General features: G+C 73.6%; 13 protein-coding genes. 6 read left to right on the top strand and 7 right to left on the bottom strand.

Annotated features, from left to right (window positions below; translation table 11 throughout):
• The first annotated feature begins 70 nt into the window (after nucleotides 1–70).
• Entirely contained in the window at nucleotides 71–355 is a 285-nt protein-coding gene (locus AB0L06_RS01425; protein WP_500228916.1) for a glutaredoxin domain-containing protein, read from the top strand.
• Nucleotides 356–515: 160 nt separating this feature from the next.
• Nucleotides 516–1187 carry a transmembrane-type terpene cyclase gene (locus AB0L06_RS01420; RefSeq protein WP_500229292.1) on the top strand — a complete coding sequence of 224 codons (672 nt, stop codon included), beginning with the start codon at nucleotides 516–518 and terminating at the stop codon, nucleotides 1185–1187.
• A 79-nt stretch (nucleotides 1188–1266) separates the two neighbouring features.
• Here the strand turns inward: AB0L06_RS01420 and nudC are convergent, their stop codons facing one another.
• The 3 genes from nudC to AB0L06_RS01405 form a co-directional block, all read right to left on the bottom strand.
• Nucleotides 1267–2163 (bottom strand): NAD(+) diphosphatase, encoded by an 897-nt coding sequence (gene nudC, locus AB0L06_RS01415; protein ID WP_500229291.1) that lies wholly within the window; start codon nucleotides 2161–2163, stop codon nucleotides 1267–1269.
• Nucleotides 2164–2289: 126 nt separating this feature from the next.
• The gene (locus AB0L06_RS01410) at nucleotides 2290–3672 is read right to left on the bottom strand and encodes a dipeptidase (RefSeq protein ID WP_500228915.1); all 1383 of its coding nucleotides are present in this window, start codon (nucleotides 3670–3672) and stop codon (nucleotides 2290–2292) included.
• Between the two features lie 152 nt (nucleotides 3673–3824).
• The gene (locus AB0L06_RS01405) at nucleotides 3825–4433 is read right to left on the bottom strand and encodes an HD domain-containing protein (protein WP_500228914.1); all 609 of its coding nucleotides are present in this window, start codon (nucleotides 4431–4433) and stop codon (nucleotides 3825–3827) included.
• Between the two features lie 112 nt (nucleotides 4434–4545).
• Here AB0L06_RS01405 and AB0L06_RS01400 point away from each other — a divergent pair, with 112 nt between their 5' ends.
• From AB0L06_RS01400 to AB0L06_RS01385, 4 genes are read left to right on the top strand one after another with little or no spacing between them, the layout of a single operon-like run.
• Complete coding sequence (locus AB0L06_RS01400) at nucleotides 4546–5742, top strand: ATP-grasp domain-containing protein (RefSeq protein WP_500228913.1); 1197 nt, start codon at nucleotides 4546–4548, stop codon at nucleotides 5740–5742.
• Nucleotides 5739–7385, top strand: a complete 1647-nt coding sequence (locus AB0L06_RS01395; protein WP_500228912.1) for an IucA/IucC family protein — start codon at nucleotides 5739–5741, stop codon at nucleotides 7383–7385. The genes AB0L06_RS01400 and AB0L06_RS01395 overlap by 4 nt, the downstream gene beginning before the upstream one ends.
• Nucleotides 7382–8968, top strand: a complete 1587-nt coding sequence (locus tag AB0L06_RS01390; protein ID WP_500228911.1) for an IucA/IucC family protein — start codon at nucleotides 7382–7384, stop codon at nucleotides 8966–8968. The genes AB0L06_RS01395 and AB0L06_RS01390 overlap by 4 nt, the downstream gene beginning before the upstream one ends.
• 47 nt (nucleotides 8969–9015) lie before the next feature.
• Nucleotides 9016–10608: an AMP-binding protein gene (locus AB0L06_RS01385; protein ID WP_500228910.1), complete on the top strand. Its 1593-nt coding sequence runs from the start codon at nucleotides 9016–9018 to the stop codon at nucleotides 10606–10608.
• Between the two features lie 4 nt (nucleotides 10609–10612).
• On the opposite strand, the gene AB0L06_RS01380 is transcribed toward AB0L06_RS01385, so the two are convergent.
• The 4 genes from AB0L06_RS01380 to AB0L06_RS01365 form a co-directional block, all read right to left on the bottom strand.
• On the bottom strand, nucleotides 10613–10909 hold the full coding sequence (locus tag AB0L06_RS01380; RefSeq protein ID WP_500228909.1) for a hypothetical protein: 297 nt from the start codon (nucleotides 10907–10909) through the stop codon (nucleotides 10613–10615).
• 63 nt (nucleotides 10910–10972) lie between these two features.
• Complete coding sequence (locus tag AB0L06_RS01375) at nucleotides 10973–11758, bottom strand: class I SAM-dependent methyltransferase (RefSeq protein WP_500228908.1); 786 nt, start codon at nucleotides 11756–11758, stop codon at nucleotides 10973–10975.
• A 159-nt stretch (nucleotides 11759–11917) separates the two neighbouring features.
• Nucleotides 11918–15280, bottom strand: coding sequence for an ATP-dependent helicase (locus tag AB0L06_RS01370; protein WP_500228907.1), 3363 nt, complete (start codon nucleotides 15278–15280; stop codon nucleotides 11918–11920).
• Nucleotides 15277–18468 carry an ATP-dependent helicase gene (locus AB0L06_RS01365; protein WP_500228906.1) on the bottom strand — a complete coding sequence of 1064 codons (3192 nt, stop codon included), beginning with the start codon at nucleotides 18466–18468 and terminating at the stop codon, nucleotides 15277–15279. Before AB0L06_RS01365 ends, AB0L06_RS01370 begins: the two co-directional genes overlap by 4 nt.
• Between the last annotated feature and the right edge of the window lie 129 nt (nucleotides 18469–18597).

The raw sequence follows: 18597 nt of genomic DNA, 5'->3' as shown, positions 1-18597 counted from the left end.
TCGAACGATCGGGCAGAACGTACCCCCCGGCACGATTCCAGTCCGTCCAGGTGAGGAGCCGACGAGAGCGATGACGACGCAGGCCACCGAGAAGTCCGACCAGCAGGGCCGGATCACGATGTACACCACCAAGTGGTGTGGTTTCTGCCGCCGCCTCAAGACCCAGCTCGGCCGGGACGGCATCGAGATGGTCGAGGTGGACATCGAGCGCGACCCGAAGGCCGCCGAGTTCGTGATGAGCGTGAACAACGGCAACCAGACCGTCCCGACCCTGGTGATCAAGACCCGGGACGCGGGCGAGGTCGTGCTGACCAACCCCAGCGCCAAGGAGGTCAAGCGCCTCATCGGCGCCTGATCCCGCCCCAGGTCGGCCGCCGGTCCGGCGCCTGACCGAGGACAGAACTCCGCCGAGGCCCTTCCGTTCGGATAACGGAAGGGCCTCCGGCATTCCAGGGAGATGTCCGTTATGGCAGCCTTGGGCCCCTGCGATGACGCGAAGGGGATTCACGTTGGACGTGGCGGACGTGCTGTCGCTGGGCTCGGGGCTGGCCTGGACGGCGACCTACCTGCTGATCATCTGGACGAACCGGCGCGAGAAGACCTACGGCATGCCGATCGCCGCGCTCGGCGCCAACCTCGGCTGGGAGTTCCTCTTCTCGTTCGTCCGGCCGGGCGACGGGATGCAGCTGGTGGTGAACTACGTCTGGTTCGGGTTCGACGTGGCCATCCTGGGCCTCGTCATCGCCTACGGGCCGCGCGAGTTCCGCTTCCTGCCGCGCTGGGGATTCCTCGCGATGCTGGCGTCCGTGCTGGTCATGGGCTACCTCGGCGTGGACCTGGTGAGCCGCCAGTTCGACCACGGGCTCGCCACGTTCGCCGCGTTCGGGCAGAACCTGATGATGTCCGGGCTGTTCCTGTCGATGCTGATCGCACGCGGCTCGACGCGCGGGCAGTCGGTGTGGATCGCGCTCGCCAAGGGCGTCGGGACGGCCCTGGCGTCCGGCGCGTCCTGGATCTGGGCGCAGGACGAGCCGTGGCGGCACGGCTCGCTGCTGCCCTACCTGATGATCACCACGGCCGTCCTCGACCTGGCCTACCTCGTCGCGGTCTACGCGGTCGCGCGCCACGAGGCGGGCGGCTCGGCGTCCGCGCCGCTCCGCCTCAACCGCGTCCCCGAACCCGTCTGACCCGAACGCAACCGGCCTGCCTCGGACGGAACCCGACGCGATCCGGCCGCGCTCGAACGGCGCCGGGCCGGACGGTGGGTCAGAAGGCGGGCATCTTGGGGAGCGGGCCGCCGTACCAGCGCATGATGAGCTGCGCCGCGATCGACAGCGGGCCGGGCGCGACGATCCGTCCGGCGGCGATCTCCTCGGTCAGCTCGTCGCGGGTGTACCAGGCGGCGTCGCGGATCTCGACCGGGTCCGGGACGAGCGGGGCGGCGCCGTCCGCGACGGCGCTGAAGCCGATCATCAGGCTCTGCGGCAGCGGCCACGGCTGGCTGCCCAGGTAGCGGGCGTCCCGGACCTCCAGCCCGACCTCCTCGCGCACCTCGCGCGCGACGGCCTGCTCCAGGGACTCGCCGGGCTCGACGAACCCGGCGAGGATGGACCGGCGGTCCTCCGGCCACTGCGGCCCGCGGGCCAGCAGGATCCGGTCGTCCTGGTCGGTGACCAGCATGATCACGGCCGGGTCGAGGCGCGGGAAGTGGTCGCTGTCGTCGTGCGGGCAGTGCCGGACGTGCCCGGCCTGCCGGATCTCCGTCCTCGTCCCGCAGCGCGAGCAGTACGTGTGCGTGTCGTGCCAGTGCTCCAGCGAGACGGCGTGCGTCATCAGCCCGGAGTCGCGGTCCGGCAGCAGCGCGCCGACGCGGCGGAGGCCCACCGGGTCGGCGCCCTCGATGACCGGGAGCGGGGCGGCGACGGCGAAGTAGGCGGTGCCGTCGCCGTCCACGCCGAGGAAGTACCGGTCCCCGGACGGCGCGTCCCCCGGAGGCAGCAGCACGAGCGTCGGGTCGTCGCCGACGATGGCGTTGACCTGGCCCTTGCAGACGACCAGGACGCGGCTGCGCGGATCGTTCCACGCGGCGTCCAGGAAGGCGTCGTCGGTGCGGCGGTCGGAGGCCCGGTCGAGGGTGCCGCGCGCCAGCGCCAGCCACTCCAGCGTGCCGCCGCCCGCACCGCCCTTCGCGCCGCCCGTGCCGGTCGTCGCGCGGTCCGTGCCGGTCCGCGCACCGTCCGCCGTGCCGTTCTCGCTGCCGTTCCGGGGGGTTTCGCTCACCCGGTCACGCTAGCGCAGCGCGGTCCCCAGCTCGTCCCACAGGTACGCGGCGGCCTCGGCGCCCTTGAGCAGGAGCGGCATCTCGACCTTCTCGTTCGGTGCGTGGATGCGGTCGTCGTTCAGCCCGACCGCGACGAACACCAGCGGCGCCTCGAGGATGTCGGCGAGGTCGGCCTCCGGGCCGGAGCCGCCCTCGCGGGTGAACAGCACCTGCGTGCCGAACGCCTTCTCCATCGCGCGCCGGGCGGCCTCGACGCCGGCCGAGTCGATCGGCGAGAAGCACGGCCGGACGCCGCCGCCCGGGGTGTGCACCTCGACCTCGACGCCCGCCGGGGTGTTCGCCTCGACCCACGCGACGAACGCGTCCCGGACCTTGGCCGGCTCCTGCCCGGCGACCAGCCGGAAGGAGATCTTGGCGTGCGCCTCGCGCGGCACGATGGTCTTGCCGCCGGGGCCGGTGTGCCCGCCCCACATGCCGTTGATCTCGGCGGTCGGCCGCGCCCAGATCCGCTCCAGGGTGCTGAAGCCCGCCTCGCCGTACGCGGCGCGGCTGTTCCCGGCGGTCTCCAGCCAGGAGGCCTCGTCGAACGGGAGCCGCGCGAACAGCTCGCGCTCCTCGTCGGTCAGCGGGATGACGTCGTCGTAGAAGCCCGGGACCGTGACCCGGCCGTCGGCGTCGTGCAGCTTGGCGAGCAGCTCGACCATGGCGTGCAGGGTGTTCGGGACGGCCCCGCCGAACGACCCGGAGTGCAGGTCGACCTCGGCGCCGCGCAGCGTGATCTCGGCCTCGGTCAGGCCGCGCATGCCGGTGCACATGGACGGGACGTCCGCGGCCCACATGGTCGTGTCGGAGATGATCACGGCGTCGGCGGCGAGGCGGGCGCGGTGCTCGGTCAGCAGCTCGGCGAAGTGCACCGAGCCGGACTCCTCCTCGCCCTCGACCAGCAGCTTGATCGTGACGGGCGGGGCGTCCGTCCCGGCCGCGGCGAGGTTCGCGCGCAGGCCCAGGGTGTGGAAGAAGATCTGGCCCTTGTCGTCGGACGTGCCGCGCCCGACCAGCTGGTCGCCGCGCTCGACGGGGGTGAACGGGTCGGTGTCCCACTCCTCCAGCGGCGTCACCGGCTGGACGTCGTGGTGACCGTAGACCACGACGGCCGGGGCGTCCGGATCGGCGGCGGGCCACTCGGCGTACACGGCGGGCAGGCCGGCGGTCGGCCACACCTCCACCGTCGGAAAACCGAGGCCTCGCAGGTAGTCCGCGAGCCAGTCGGCCGAGCGGCGCACGTCGTCGTGGTGGGCCGGGTCCCCGGAGATGGACGGGATCGCCAGCCACTCCTTGAGATCCGCGAAGAACTGGGCCTTGTTGGCCTGGATGTACTCCACAACGTCCACTGACATGCTCCCTTGCTGATGCTTTGCCCCCGAACTCTAGGGGACGTCAGAGCCGGGCGATGCGCAGGAGAACGGGCGTTGACGCCCGGAGAGTCCGGGATGTTGCCGCCATCGGACGGTGGCATGGTCGGACGGGCCGGAGCGCCGACCGGTCAGGCGTTGAGGAGCATGAGTTCGGTGGTGAGGTTGCGGCGGGCGGCGTCCTCGAAGCGGGCGCGGGCCTCGGGGGTGTGGAAGATCCGCGGAAGGTCGAGGAGGCCGCCCAGGATCTCGGCCCGGCCGGCGCGGAAGATCTCCTCCGGGACGAAGGCGTACTCCTCCCGGACGGCGGCGGAGTAGGCGGCGTAGCGCTCCGGGTCCGCGCCGAGGATCGCCAGGTCGGCGTCGCACAGCACCTGGCCGTTCCGGTCGTCGTCGTCCGGTTCGTGCGTCTCGGTCAGCTCGACCAGCCGGACGACCTCGGCGACGCGCGCGGGCCCGAGGTCGGTGTCGGTGAGCATGCGGGCGGCGAGGCGGGCGCTGCGGGCCTCGTTGTCGGCGCGCTGCGGGTCGTAGACGGCGTCGTGGAACCAGGCGGCGAGGCGCACGGCGTCGGGGTCGCCCGCGTGCGCGGCCAGCTCGTCCACGAGGTCGAGGACGTCGATGAGGTGCGCGAGGGCGTGGTGCCTGCGGTGCGGCTCGGCGTAACGGGCGGCCAGCGCCTCGCCGATGTGCCGGGTGGCCGGTCCGGCGAGGGCGACCCAGCGGTCGACGGGCTCCATGCCCCCATCCAACACGCGGCGTCGCCGTTCTTGCACACCGGGCGGGGTCCGGTCACTATGGTGGCGATTCGAGTTAGGCAAGGCTAACCTCACTTGCTGTGGGAAGGGTGCCGTGACCGTCGCGCTCCACCTCGTCTCCGGGAAGCTCACCGACTCCGTCGCGCACGGGTTCCTCCCCGCCGCCGCCGCGCTCGGCCTGGACGTGACCGTGCTGACGGACCGTCCGGACGCGCACGCCGAGGTCTTCGGCGGCCCGATCGTGCGGTGCGACGTCTCCGACTTCCGCGAGATCCTCGCCGAGGGACGGCCGGACGCGGCGGCGGGACGGCCGGACGCGGCGGCGGGACGGCCGGACGCGGCGGCGGGACGGCCGGACGCGGTGTTCACGAACTCCGACTTCCTGCAGGCGCCGGTCGCGCTCGCCGCCGCCTACCTCGGGCTGCCGGGCAAGGACTGGCGGGCCGCCGTCCGCGCGAAGAACAAGCAGGAGACGCGGCGCGGCCTGGCCGCCTTCGACCCGGTGTTCGCCGCGCCCGCCGACCGCGTCCCGCCGGATGCGCCGTACCCGCTCGTCCTCAAACCGCGCGAGGGCGTGGCCGGCGAGGACGTCGTCCTGGTCGCGGACGCCGCCGAGCTCGCCGCCCGGCGCGCGCGGATCGGCACGGGCCGCCCGCTCATCGTCGAGGAGTACCTGCCGGGGGACCTGCACACCCTCGAGACGCTCGGCGACGGCCATGAGCTGCGCGTTCTCGGCTCGTTCCGGACGCGCCTGTCCCCTCCCCCGCACTTCGTCGAGGAGCGCCTGGAGTGGGCCCCGCCGCCGCCCGAGACGCCGCAGGTCCTCGCACAACTGGACGCGCTGGGCGTCGGGTTCGGCGCGTGCCACACCGAGTTCGTCGTCCACGAGGGGCGGGCGCGGATCATCGAGGTCAACTACCGGGCCATCGGCGACCACTGCGACTTCATGCTCGCGGACCTGCTCGAGGTGCCGCTGTTCGAGTGGATCCTCCGCGTCCACCTGGGCGAACGCCTCCCGCCGGCGCCTCCACGCCCGGACCGGCACGCGGTCGCCGACTGGGTCCTCGCGGACCGCGCGGGCACGCTGACCTCCGCACCTGAGGCCCTCGACCAGAGCGACGGCGAAGTGCGGCTGACCTACCGTCCGCTGCGTCCGGTCGGGGTGGACGCGCCGCTGACCCGCACCAACCGCGACTACCTCGGGACGATCCGGGCGATCGGAGCGTCCCGGCACGCGGTCGAGGACGCCGTCGACCGCTTCCGCGCCGCGCACACCTGGACCATCGCGTGACCCCCGGATCCGCCCTCGGCGGTGGCCCCGGCGGCACCGCCGGGCCTGACGCGCGGCGGGCCGGCCTTCCGGAGTCGCCTTCCCTCGGCCGGGCCCGCCGCGTCCCCCACCCGTCGGCCGAAGGGATTCTCGCGGCGCGCGCCATGGACGCCCTGCTGCGCGAGGACTACGGCGGCCTGCGCTCGTACGCGCGCGATGGCGTGCTCACCCCGCCGGGCTCCGCGCCCATCAGACTGCGCACGGACGCCTCGGCGGGCGGCCTGCATCCGGGTTTCTTAGCGCGCGCCGTCGTCGACGTCCATCAGGAGCTTCGCCTCACCGATGTGCTCGCGATCGCGCGCCGGGTCGCCGACCCTCGGGACGACGTGACGGCGTTCGTCCGCGAGTGCCGGGAGGCGCTGACGGCGACGCTGCTCGGCGAGGGCACACGTCCGGAGATCATGCGGCGGCTCGCGGGAGCGGACCCGCTCGGGCCCGGCGTGTTCTACGAGACCCTCGCCGCGCACACCGAGCATCCGGTGTACCCGTGTTCGCGCGCCCGTGCCGGGCTCACCACATCTGACCTGCGACGATACGCACCCGAGTACGCGCCGGAGTTCCCGCTGCGCTGGGCGCGGGTGCCCGGCGGGAAGGCCACGGCCGCCGGGAGGCTGCCCGCCTGGTGGCCCGATCCCGAGCTGTTCCCGGTGCATCCGCTGGCTGTTTCGGCTGTGCGGAAGCGTGCGGAGTTGCTGCCGAAGGCGTTCCGTCCGGTGCGTCCGACGCTGTCGATGCGGACGCTCGCCGCCGGTCCGCGCGTCCATGTGAAGGTGCCGCTGCCGACGAGCACGCTCGGGCTGCGGAACCGGCGGACGATCGTGCCGGGCACGCTGCACGACGGCGCGCTCGCCGAACGGCTGCTGCGCCGCGTCCTCGCCGAGGAGGACCATCCCGTCCTGCTGGCCGACGAGCAGACATATGGGCACGCCGGGTCTCCGCTGCTCGGCTACCTCGTGCGCCGGTTCCCGGACGAGACGGAGCACGCGCACGTCATCCCGGTCGCCGCGCTCACCGCGCCGCATCCGGGCGGCGGCCTGGTGATCGAGCGCTGGGACGTCCGCGACCTGTTCGGCCGGTACCTGGACGTCCTGCTGGCCTGGAACGTCGCGCTGTTCCGGCGCGGGATCGCGCTGGAGGCGCACCAGCAGAACGTCGCGCTCGTCCTCGCGCCCGGCGCGCCGCCGCGGCTGCTGCTGAAGGACAACGACGGGATGCTCGTGGACCCCGACGTCCTCGGCGCGCCCTGCCCGTTCGAGGACCACCGGATGCGCACCGCCGACCGCGAGGCCCTCGCCCGCGTGTTCATCACGATCACCCTGCACCTGTGCGCCGCCGCGCCCGCGTTCGCACTGGCCGAGCACGGCCTGCTGCCCCGCGCGACCGGCCTGGCGATGATCCGCGACCGGCTCGACGCGCTGCTCGGACGGCGCGGTGGCGGCCGCGCCGACGCGTTCCTGCGCGCCCGCGTGCTGGACGCGCCGACCCTGCCGGGCAAGGCGATGGTCACCGCCGGAACCCTGGTCGACAAGGTCCGCACCGGCGCCGCCGACATCAACAAGCACTACGGCCCGGACGGGCCGAACTACCTACGGGACCTCACGTGACGCTGACCCACCCGGCCGCCGTGGCCTCCGCCGCGGACGGCACGTCCGCCGCGCTCCTGAACTGCCTCGTCCGCGAGGTGTGCGGGCCGGATCGGCAGCTCTTCCCCGGGGACGGCCACCTGGTCATGCGCCTGCCGCGTGTCGGGGTGCTGCTGCGCGCCGGGCTCGCGCGCCCGCCGCACGGGCCGACGTTCCGGATCGTCCCGCCGTTCGAGGAGCGGCGCGACGGCGGCTGGATCGCGGCGGACTGGGCGCGGCTGGCGTCCCTGATCGCCGGTGAGCTGGAGTTGTCGACCGGACACGCGAACCCCGAGTTCGTGGCGCAGGTCGAGGACGGCCACCGCGCGCTCGCCGCCATCCTCGCCGCGCGGTCGCGGACCCGTGAGGGCGACGACGCCTACCTCGAATCCGAGCAGTCGCTGGTGTTCGGGCACCGGTTCCACCCGTCGCCGAAGGCACGGCAGGGCGCGCCCGAGGAGTGGCTGGGGTACGCGCCGGAGGTCCGGGCGCGGTTCCGGCCGCGGTGGCTGGCCGTCCCGGAATCGCTGCTGGTCGAGGAGGGCGACCCGGGCGCGTTCGCGACGCTCGAACCGTTCGCCGCCCCGCCCGGATGCCGTCTGCTGCCCGCGCATCCCTGGCAGCTCGATCTGCTGCGGGACGATCCGCTCCTGCGCCGGGCGTTCGCGGACGGTCTCGTCCGCGACCTCGGTCCGGGGCCGTCGGACGCATACCCGACCTCGTCCGTCCGGACGGCGTACCTTCCGGACGCCGACGCGTTCCTGAAGTTCAGCCTGGACGTGCGGATCACCAACTGCGTCAGGAAGAACGCCTGGTATGAGCTGTCCGGCGCGGTCGCGCTCGACCGGCTGCTGCGTCCGGTGTTCGCCGCGCTGGACGCGACACTCCTGGCAGAACCCGCGTACCGGACGCTCGCCCTCGCCGGTCGCCGCCTGTACGAAGGGCTGGGTGTGATCGTCCGGCAGGGTGTGCGGGGGCTGCGCGGACGTCCGCTCCTCGCCGCCGCGCTCGCCACCCCGGACGGCCTGGCCGCCCTGCCCGCCGTCCACACCGACCCGCTGACCTGGTGGGACGCCTATGTCGGGCACGTCGCGCCACCCGTCCTGCGCGCGTATCTGGAACATGGCGTCGTCCTGGAGCCGCACCTCCAGAACGTGCTCGTCTGCGTGGACGACAACGGAATGCCCGTCCAGGCGGCGTTCCGCGACCTGGAAGGCACGAAACTCGTCGCCGGACGCTGGGACCTCGGCCACCTCCCCGCGCGCGTGCGCGAGGCCGTCACCTACGACGCGCACCAGGGCTGGGACCGCGTCATCTACTGCCTCCTCGTCAACCACCTGACCGAGGTCGCCGCCACACTCGCCGACCTGCACCCCGACCTTGAGCCGGACCTGTGGCGGACGGCCCGGACGCACTTCGCAGGCGACCATCCCCGCGTGCGCGCGCTGCTCGCCGGTGTCCCGGTTCCGGCGAAGGCGAACCTGCGGACGCGATGGTCCCGGTCCGCCGACCGCTCGGCCGGATATGTCCCGGTCGCCAACCCGCTGCGGGTGGAACAGCCATGATTGAGGGGTATTGATCCCGGATCATCCCCCGTCGAAGGAGAGAGCCCGTGGCGTTCGAGCTGGTGCGAGCGGCGGCGCGGTTCCCCCGGGCGGTCTGGGACGCGGGCGTGCTGCATCCGGTGCGTCCCGACCGGGCCCTCCGGATGCCGCTCCAGTACGTCCGCTACGGCGCGACACCGGGCACGGTCGAGGCGATGTCCGCACTGCGCTTCCCCAACCGCACCGCTCTCCTGGACGACCGTGGCGCCCTCACCCACAGCGAACTGGAACGCCGCGTGGCCGCCTTGGCGACCGCCCTACGCGCGCACGTGGAGGAATCCGACCGGGTCGGCGTCCTGTGCCGGAACCACCGCGGCTTCGTTGAGGCCGTGCTCGCCGCGTCGCGCCTGGGCAACGACGTCGTCCTCCTGAACACCGACTTCTCCGCGCCCCAACTGCGCGAAGTCGCCGCGCGCGAGGGCGTGGGCGTGCTCGTCCACGACCAGGAGTTCGACGGCCTGGTGGACGAGTCCGGCTTCACCGGACTCCGCGTCCACGCCTGGCAGGACGACCCGGACGGCAAGCACACCTCGATCGACGAGTTCGTCGCGGCGACCGTCCCTGTGCCGCACAAGCCGTCCCGGACGAGCCGCGTGATCATCATGACGTCCGGGACCACCGGCGCCCCCAAGGGCGCGCGGCACGACCTCGGCCCGGCCATGCTGCTGCCCGCCGGGCTCACCCACATGATGCGCGTCCCGCTGAGATCCGGCGCGCCCCTGGCGATCGCGCCGCCGCTGTTCCACCTGCTCGGCATGGCCTACTGCTTCGCGGGTCTCGGCCTCGGCATGCCCCTGATCCTGACCCGCCGCTTCGACGCGGCCCGGCTCCTGCGCCTCATGGACGAGCACCGCGCCGGGGCGCTGGTCGCCGTCCCGGTCATGCTGGCCCGCGTCCTGGACGTCCCGGACGGCCCGCGCCCGCCGTCCCTCAAGGCCGTCGTCTGCGGCGGCGCGGCCCTCCAGCCGCACCTGTCGTCCCGCTTCATGGACGCCTTCGGCGACGTCCTCATCAACATCTACGGCGCGACCGAGACCGGCTGGGCCACCATCGCCACCCCCGCCGACCTCCGCGCCGCCCCCGGCACCGTCGGCAGGCCGTCCCTCGGCCTCACCATCAAGATCCTGGACGAGCAGGGCGCCGAACTACCGCAGGGCGAGATCGGCGAGGTCCACACCGGCGGTGGCCTGCGGTTCACCGGCTACACGGGCGGCGGCTCCAAACCCGTCCGCGACGGCCTGACCGCCAGCGGCGACCTGGGCCACTTCGACGCCCGCGGCCGCCTCTTCATCGACGGCCGCGCGGACGACATGATCGTCTCCGGCGGCGAGAACGTCTTCCCCTCCGAGGTCGAGGACCTCCTCGCCGCGAACCCCGCCATCGCCGAGGTCACCGTCCGCGGCGTCGACGACGACGCCTTCGGCCAGCGTCTGGCCGCCTGGATCGTCCTGCGCGCCGGCGCGTCCCTCACCGAGGACGCCGTCAAGGACCACGTCCGGACCCGCCTGGCCCGCTACAAGGTCCCCCGCGACGTCCACTTCGTGAACGACCTCCCCCGAACCAGCACCGGCAAGGTCAAGCCCCGGGCGCTGCCCGAATAGCCGGTCAGGCGGCGGCGCCTGTGCGGGCGGCCATGCAGATGCGGGCGAGGTCGTTGAGGGCCTCGGCGCGGCGTTCGTCCAGGGAGCGGTCGTCGCCGGGCTTCGACTCGGCGAGGGTGTCGATGACCAGGGAGAAGACGGGCCACTCGGCGGGGCCGATGGCGCCGCGGAAGTCGACCTCACCGGCCGCGAGGTCGTCGAGGTCGAGGTTGCGCGCGAAGGTCGCGAGGGCGGCCTCGGCGGCGACGATCCCGATCCGCATCGCGAGCGCGGCCGGTTCGCGCTCCAGGGGAAGAGCCATGGCGGACAACATAGAACACGTGAGCGAAGATCGTCGAACGTTTGGTCGAGAAACCGGTCCGGTTCAACCCGCTATCGCCTGAATGAAGGCGTGCGCGTGCGTGAAGTGGAGGTTGCCGTCCATGAAGGTGGGGCGCATGCCCGTCGGGGCGCCGCCCGCGAGCTCGGCCTCCAGCTCCCCGCGGATCGCCGCGGACGTCTCGGCGGAGGTCCCGGTGAACGCCAGCCAGGGGTCGAGCGGGCGGACGACGTCGAAGCGGTCGGTGCGGCGGACCTCGGCGCCCGCGGCGGCGAGCATCGCGGCGATCTCGGCCTCGGTGCGCAGGGTCGCGTGGGACGGGTCGCGCAGCCGTTCGATCCGGTCGGGGTCGCCGGCCGCGCCCTCCGGGCGGACGATGTCGGCGACGACGATCGCCGCGCCGGGCCGGGCGACGCGGACCATCTCGCGGACGACCGTCTCCGGGTCGTCCACCTGGTGCATCGAGAACCGGGTGAGGACGAGCGTGAAGGAGCGGTCGAGGTAGGGCAGGTCGTTCGCGTCTCCCCTGGTGAACGTCATGTTCGTGACGCCGGACGCGTCGGCGGCGCGCTTGCCCTCGGCGAGCATCGCGGGGGTGAGGTCGAGCGCGGTCACGTGCCGGACGCGCGCGGCGACGGCGCGGGAGACCAGGGCCGTTCCGGCGGCGACCTCCAGGACGACGTCCTCGAGGTCGAGCTCGGGCTCCACGAATTGAACGAGCCGTCCGAGCTGGGCGGTGAAGGCCGAATTGCGGCGCGGGTCGGCGAAGCCCTCCGCCTGCCTGGTGAACTCGCGCACGATCATGTCGCCGTGCTTTTCGACAGGGGTCACCGCCACGTCGGCCTCCTCAGGGTTCTCCGGGATCTTCCCCGTTTCCCCCTGCTCTGAACGGCGCGGCGGCCACCTGTTGCGGTCGGCCGACCAGGCGGCGAACGGGCCGCCGGTCAGGCGGCGAACGGGCCGCCGGTCAGGCGGCGAACGGGCCGCCGGTCAGGCGGCCGGGATCCTGTCGAGCAGCGCGGCGAGGCCCGCGACGTCGAGCAGGTCGGCCGGACGGATCGTGTGGTTCGCCTTCACATAGTGGAAGGCGGCGCTGACCTGCTCCAACGGGACGCCCGCGAGCTCGGCCCAGGCGACCCGGTAGGCGGCGAGCTGGACGGCGGCGGCGTCGGCCTTGGGGCCGTCCGGCGGGAGGCCGGTCTTCCAGTCGACGACCTCGTAGGTGCCGTCGGCGTTGCGGAACACCGCGTCCATGCGGCCCCGGACGAGCCGGTCGCCGATGATCGTCTCGAACGGGACCTCGACGTCCAGGGGTTCGCGGTTCGCCCACTCGGACTCCTCGAACATCTTCTGGAGCCGGTCGAGCTGCGAGTCGTCGGACGCGTCGTCGTCGGCGGAGCCGGGCAGTTCGCCCATGTCCATGAGGCGCTGCTGCCCCCACCGGCTCTCCAGCCAGGCGTGGAACGCGGTGCCGCGGCGGGCGTAGGGGGCGGGCTGGCGCGGCATCGGCCGGCGGATCTGCCGGGCCAGCGCTCCCGGATCCCCGGCCAGCGTGACCAGGGACGACACGGTCAGGTTCGCGGGCAGCTCGACCAGCGGGCCGTCGCCCGAGCGGCCCCGGTCGCGTTCGGCGAGCAGCAGTTCGACGTCGCGCGCCCACGCGGTCATGCGGCCCCGGTCGTCGTCGTTGAGGCCGCCCGTGCCCGCCCACAGGCCGGTGCTGCCCTGCATCGCGTCCCGGACCATCCCGGCGGCCTCGACGATCGCGTCATACCGGGCACGAGCGGACGAATCCGAATTGCTAAGGTCGCCGGGCGCGACCGGCCACTCGGCCTCCTGATCCTCGGTGAGCAGCGGGTTGGTGTCGTCCTCGCCGGGCGGGTCGGTCCAGACCGCGACGGTGCCCGCGCCCGCGACGCACACCTCGCGGACCTCCTCCAGGTACGGGGACGGCCCGACCGGACGGCTCGACCCGCCCCACCAGTACCCCGTCGCGATCAGCAGCGCGGACGCCCGGGTCAGCGCGACATAGGCGAGGCGCCGCTCCTCCAGCAGGTCGCGCCGGATGGACTGCTCCTCGAACCGGGCCAGGTCGTCCTTCTCCAGCCCGTTGAGTTTCGGCAGGTCGGCGTAGTCGCCGCGGAGCGGGAACGGCAGGACGCGCGGGTTGGCCGTCCAGCGCGTGGTGTTCTGCGGCGGGGACGGGAAGATCGAGCCCTTCGCCGGAGCGCCGTTCTTCTGCTCCATCGACGTCAGCCCCGGCACGACGACGACCGGCCACTCCAGCCCCTTGGACGCGTGGACGGTCAGCAGCTTCACGCTGTTCGTCTCGCCGACCCGTCCCGCCTCCAGGCCGAACTCCTCGGACTCGGCGGCGGTCAGGTAGGCGAGGAACGCGCCGAGCGTCGGGTCCTCGGCGTCCCCGGCGAAGTCGGCGGCGGCGCCGACGAACGCGTCCAGGTCGGCGCGGGCGGTGACCGGGTCGAGCCCGGACCGCGCGGCGACCTCGATGTCCAGGCCGAGCGCCCGCTCGACCTCGGCGACCAGGTCGGGCAGCGGCAGTCCGGCCTGGGACCGCAGGTGCCGCAGCTCGTCGCGCAGGCGGCGGAGCCGTCCGAAACCCTCCGGCGAGTACGCGGACGGGTCGCCGAGGTCGTCCAGCGCGTCGACCAGGCTGCCGGTCTCCTGGTTCAGCTCGGACACGAGCTGCCGCAGGGGGTCGGCGTCCGCAACCGGGGTTTCGGACGTTTCGGAAGGCGCGTCCTCGGGCGAGGGCTCAGGCGGCGTGACGTCGCGGCCCTGCTCGTTGGCGAGCGCGCGGGCGCGGCGGCCGAGCGCGACCAGGTCGCGGGGACCGAGCCGCCAGCGCGGGCCGGTGAGCAGCCGCGCGAGCGACGCCCCGGCGGTCGGGTCGTGCATGACGCGCAGCGACGCGACGACGTCCTGCACCTCCGGGACGGTCAGCAGGCCGCCGAGCCCGACCACCTCGACCGGCACGTCCCGCAGCTCGAGCGCACGCCTGAGCAGCGGGAACTGCGAACGCTTCCGCGCCAGGACGGCGATGTCGGACCACTTCAGCGGTTCGTCCCCGGCCGGGCCGCCGTCCGGGGCGTACTCGGTCGGGCCCATCAGCTGGACGATCCGCTCGGCGATCCGGTCGGCCTCGTCCTCGACCGTGGCGAACAGCGCGCACTCGACCCGGCCGCGTCCGTCGCGTCCGGCGCCGGGGACGAGGACGGGCACGTCGCGGGCGTCCTCGCGCAGCTCGGCCTGGACGCGCGCGGCGGCGTCCAGGATGCGCTCGCCGTTGCGGAAGCTGCGGCTGAGCTTGTTGATCGGCGCGGGCTCCGCCGGGACCGTCCCGGCCGCCGGACGGCGCGGGAAGTCGTGCGCGAACCGCAGCAGGTTGCCCGCGCTCGCGCCGCGCCACCCGTAGATCGACTGGCACGGGTCACCGACCGCCGTCACCGCGTGCCCGCCGCCGAACAGCGAGGTCAGCAGGACGAGCTGGGCCTGGCTGGTGTCCTGGTACTCGTCCAGCAGGACGACCGAGAACCGGGACCGCTCGATCATCCCGACCTCGGGGTGGTTGCGCGCGATCCGCGCGGACAGCGCCATCTGGTCGCCGTGGTCGATGACCTCGCGGTCGCGCTTGGCCTGCTGGTAGCGCTCGATCAGCGGCATGAGCTGCAGCCGCACCTCGTGCTTGGCGAGGATGTCCTTCTGCGCCTTGAGCGGCTTCTTCAGCGCGGCGAACATCGTGTCGAGGCGGTCGCCGACGCGGCGGACGTCCTCCGGCGTGCGCAGGTGCTCCGACAGGTCGCCGCCGAGTTCCATGACGGCCTTGGTGACCGTGTCCGGCGACCATTCGATCTTGTCCATCGGGCCGGCGTAGGCGTCCACCACACGCGAGCAGAGCTGCCAGGCGACCGCCGGGGAGATCAGCCGCATCGTCGGCTCGAGCGCCTCGCGGAGCGCGTGATCGCCGAACAGCCGCGCCGCGTAGGCGTGGTAGGTCGAGACCATCGGCTCGCCGTCGAAGATCTGCTCGCCGCCGAGCCGCTCCAGCTCGTGCGCGGGCAGCTGCTCACGCAGCGTGTCGAGCCTCTTGCGGACGCGCACGCCGAGCTCGGCCGCCGCCTTCCGGGTGAAGGTCAGGCCGAGGACGCGCTCGGGCCGGACGAACCCGTTCGCGACCAGCCAGACGACCCGCGCCGCCATCGTCTCGCTCTTGCCGGACCCGGCGCCCGCGATCACCGCCATGGGCGCGAGCGGGGCCTCGATGACCCGCGCCTGCTCCTCGGTCGGCTCCGGCACCCCGAGCAGCCGCGCCAGCTCCGCCGGAGTGATCATGGACCGACCTGTCCCCCCGTCTCGTGCACTGGGCAGCAGGACCGTACCGGGCAGGTCCGACACTTGTCGTTCGCCCGCGCCTGGAAGACCTCGCTGGCCATCCCGGTCGCGACGATCTCGACCAGCTTCTTCGGCCACTCGGGATCGGGGTCGTCCGAGGGCGGCGGCTGCTCCTGCTCGCGGACGCGGTTCGCGAACGCGGCCTTCCCCACCTGGACCAGCTTCGCGCCGCCCGGCTCGACCAGCCCGTGCCGCTGGAACGCGCCGAGCATCACCGCGTACTGGTACACGCCGAGCTGCGGGTGCCGGGCCAGGTCGTTCTTCCCGACGGCCGTCGTGGAGGTCTTGATGTCGATGATCACCGCACGGCCCTCGGCGTCCCGCTCGGCGCGGTCGATGCGTCCCTTGATCACCACGCGGCCGAGGTCGACCTTGAACGACTCCTCCAGCGCGACGACCTCGTTCGGGTTCTCCCGGTTCCAGGTCAGGAACTTGTCGACCATCGTCGCGGCCTGCTCGCGCTGCTTCTCGGAGTACCAGGACGACCGGAAGTCCAGGTCGTTCCAGATCTCGTCCAGGCGGCGCGCGACGTCCACCTCGGTGACGCCCTCGTCCGCGCCCGCCATCTCGGCGACCGCGTGCACGACCTTGCCCATGGTCGAGTACTCGTTCGGCCCGCCCTCCTGGGCGCCGACCGCCGAGGTCAGGAGCCAGCGCAGGCCGCAGGTCGTGAACGTCTCGACCTGGGACGGCGAGATGGTGATCTGCTCGTCCTCGGTGAACGCCGGGCCCGCGTCCGACAGCGCCGTGATCGCGTACCAGTTCTCTGGACGCGCGCCCCGCACTCCCGCGCGCGCGAGCCGCGCCAGGTGCCCGGCCGCCGCCCTCCGCATCGGCTCGGGACGGCTCGGATCGGCCACCACCGAACGCAGGTCGGCGACCAGCGCGGACAACGACAGCCAGCGCGTCTTCTCGTCCAGCTGGGACTGCTCGATCGCGCCGGGCAGCAGCTCGTTCAGGAACCGGGACGGACGCTCCTCGGTGTCGTCCCCGCCGACCGCCGTCACGACCAGCCGCCTACGCGCGCGCGTGACGGCCACGTAGAACAGGCGGCGTTCCTCGTCCAGCATCTTCGCCGACAGGGACGCCCCGGCCGCCGCGCCCTCGTCCGGCACCTGCGAACCGGCGGCGTGCTCCACCAGCTCCTCGACGCCGAGCAGCGAACCGCGGAGCCGGACGTCCGGCCAGACGCCCTCCTGGACGCCCGCGACGACCACCACGTCCCACTCCAGGCCCTTCGCGCGGTGCGCGGTCAGGATCCGGACGGCCTCGCCGTCGGGGGCGCGCTCGGCGAGGGTGTCCCCGGCGATCTCCTGCGCGGAGATCGTGTCGACGAACAGCTCCGGGCCCGCCTGCGGCAGCCGGTCGACGAACCGCGCGGCGGCGTCGAACAGCGCGACGACGGCGTCCAGGTCGCGGTCGGCGGACGCGCCGCGCATCCCGCCGCGGACGCTCTGCTCCAGCAGGACGTCCGCCCGCCCGGACTCCCTCCACACCTCCCACAGCACGTCCTCGGCGCTGCCGCCCTCGGCCGCGCTCCGCCGCGCCACCTCGATCAGCGACGCGATCCGCTCGGCGGGCGCCCGCACCTTCTCGTGGACGAGCACCAGCTCGCGCGGGTCGTCCACGGCCGCGACGAGCAGCTCGGCCAGGTCGCGGCGTCCGCCGGAGATCTCCTCCAGGTCGCGCAGCGCGCGCTTGAGCCGCCGCATCGCCAGGGCGTCGGCGCCGCCGAGCGCGCTGGTCAGCAGGTCCTCGGCGACGACCTCGTCGAGGAAGTCCTTCTTGAGGGCGGCGCGCAGCAGCACCAGGAACGGCCGGACGGCGGGCTCCCCGACGAGCGGCACCTCGTCCCCGGCGACGACGACGGGCACGCCCGCCTGCGAGAGCGCGCGGCGCAGCGTCGGCACCTGGCGCGCGGCGCTCCGGACGAGCACCGCCATCCGCGACCAGGGCACGCCGTCCAGCAGGTGCGCGCGGCGCAGCTCGTCCGCGACGAGCGCCGCCTCCTGGGACTCCGAGTCCGCGATGACGGCCCGGACCTCCCCCGCGATCCCCTCGTCCGCCTCGGCGGGACCGCCCGGCGCGTCCGGGAGCTCGGACGGGTGGAGGAGGGCGCGGTGCTCGGCGGCGAGGGCCGTCCCGGCGGGGAGGCGGCGCGCGATGCGGCGGGACGCGGCCAGCGGCTCGGGGGCCATGCGGCGGCAGGTGCGCAACGCGACGACCGGCGCTGGTTCGCCGGTCAGGGTGCGGAAGCGCTGCGGGAACTCCAGAATGCCCCGGACGTCCGCGCCCCGGAAGCCGTAGATCGACTGGTCCGGGTCGCCGACGACGACGAGGTCGCGGCCGTCGCCCGCCAGGTGCCGGAGCAGGTCCTCCTGGGCGGGGTCGGTGTCCTGGTACTCGTCGACGAACACGACGTCGTAGGCGTCCCGCTCGCGGAGCCGGACCTCCTCGTCGGCCAGCGTCCCGGCCGCGATGTGGATCAGCTCGCCGTAGTCGAAGGTGGGCGTCGGGTCGAGCGCGAACCGGTCGCCGTACCGGTCGACGAACCCGGCGACGGCGGGCCAGTCGTCGCGTCCGCGCATCCGGCCGAGGCCGTCCAGGTCCTCGGGGAGGACGCCGCGCTCGCCCGCGCGGAGCATGAAGTCGCGCAGCTCCTCGGCGAACCCGCGGGTGGCGAGGGTCTCGTGGAGGCGCTGGGGCCAGCCGCGCGCGCCGTCCATCAGCTCGCCCTGGAGCAGCCGCCGGACCTCCAGGAGCTGCTCGGGGCCGGTCAGCAGCCGGGGCGCGGGCTCGTCGTTCAGGACGGCGTCGCGGCGCAGCAGCGCGTAGGCGTAGCTGTGGAAGGTGAGCGCGAGGGGCGTGCGGGTGGTGCGGCGCATCCGGCCGGTGATCCGCTCGCGCAGCTCCCCGGCGGCCTTGCGGCTGAACGTCAGGACGAGCACCCGCTCGGGGTCGACGCCCCGGTTCTCGATCCGGTCGACGACCGCCTCGACGATCGTGGTGGTCTTCCCGGTGCCGGGCCCGGCCAGCACCAGGAGCGGCCCGCCCGCATGCTCGACGACCGCGCGCTGCCGCTCGTCCAGAGCGGGCGCGGCGGTGCGCGCGGGACCCGCGCGACGCACGAGACGATACGAGGCTGCTGACACGACCCTTCATTGCAGCAGATCATCGGGACTCCCCCGACCACATCCGCCGCATGTCGCCCATGTCCCGCAGGGTGAACACCCGAACACACGCCTCCCACCTGCGAC

The organism is Spirillospora sp. NPDC052269 (assembly GCF_040679435.1).
GTDB lineage: Bacteria > Actinomycetota > Actinomycetes > Streptosporangiales > Streptosporangiaceae > Spirillospora.
Note: the sequence above shows the minus strand (reverse complement) of the source record. Positions and strands in the feature narration are given on the sequence as shown.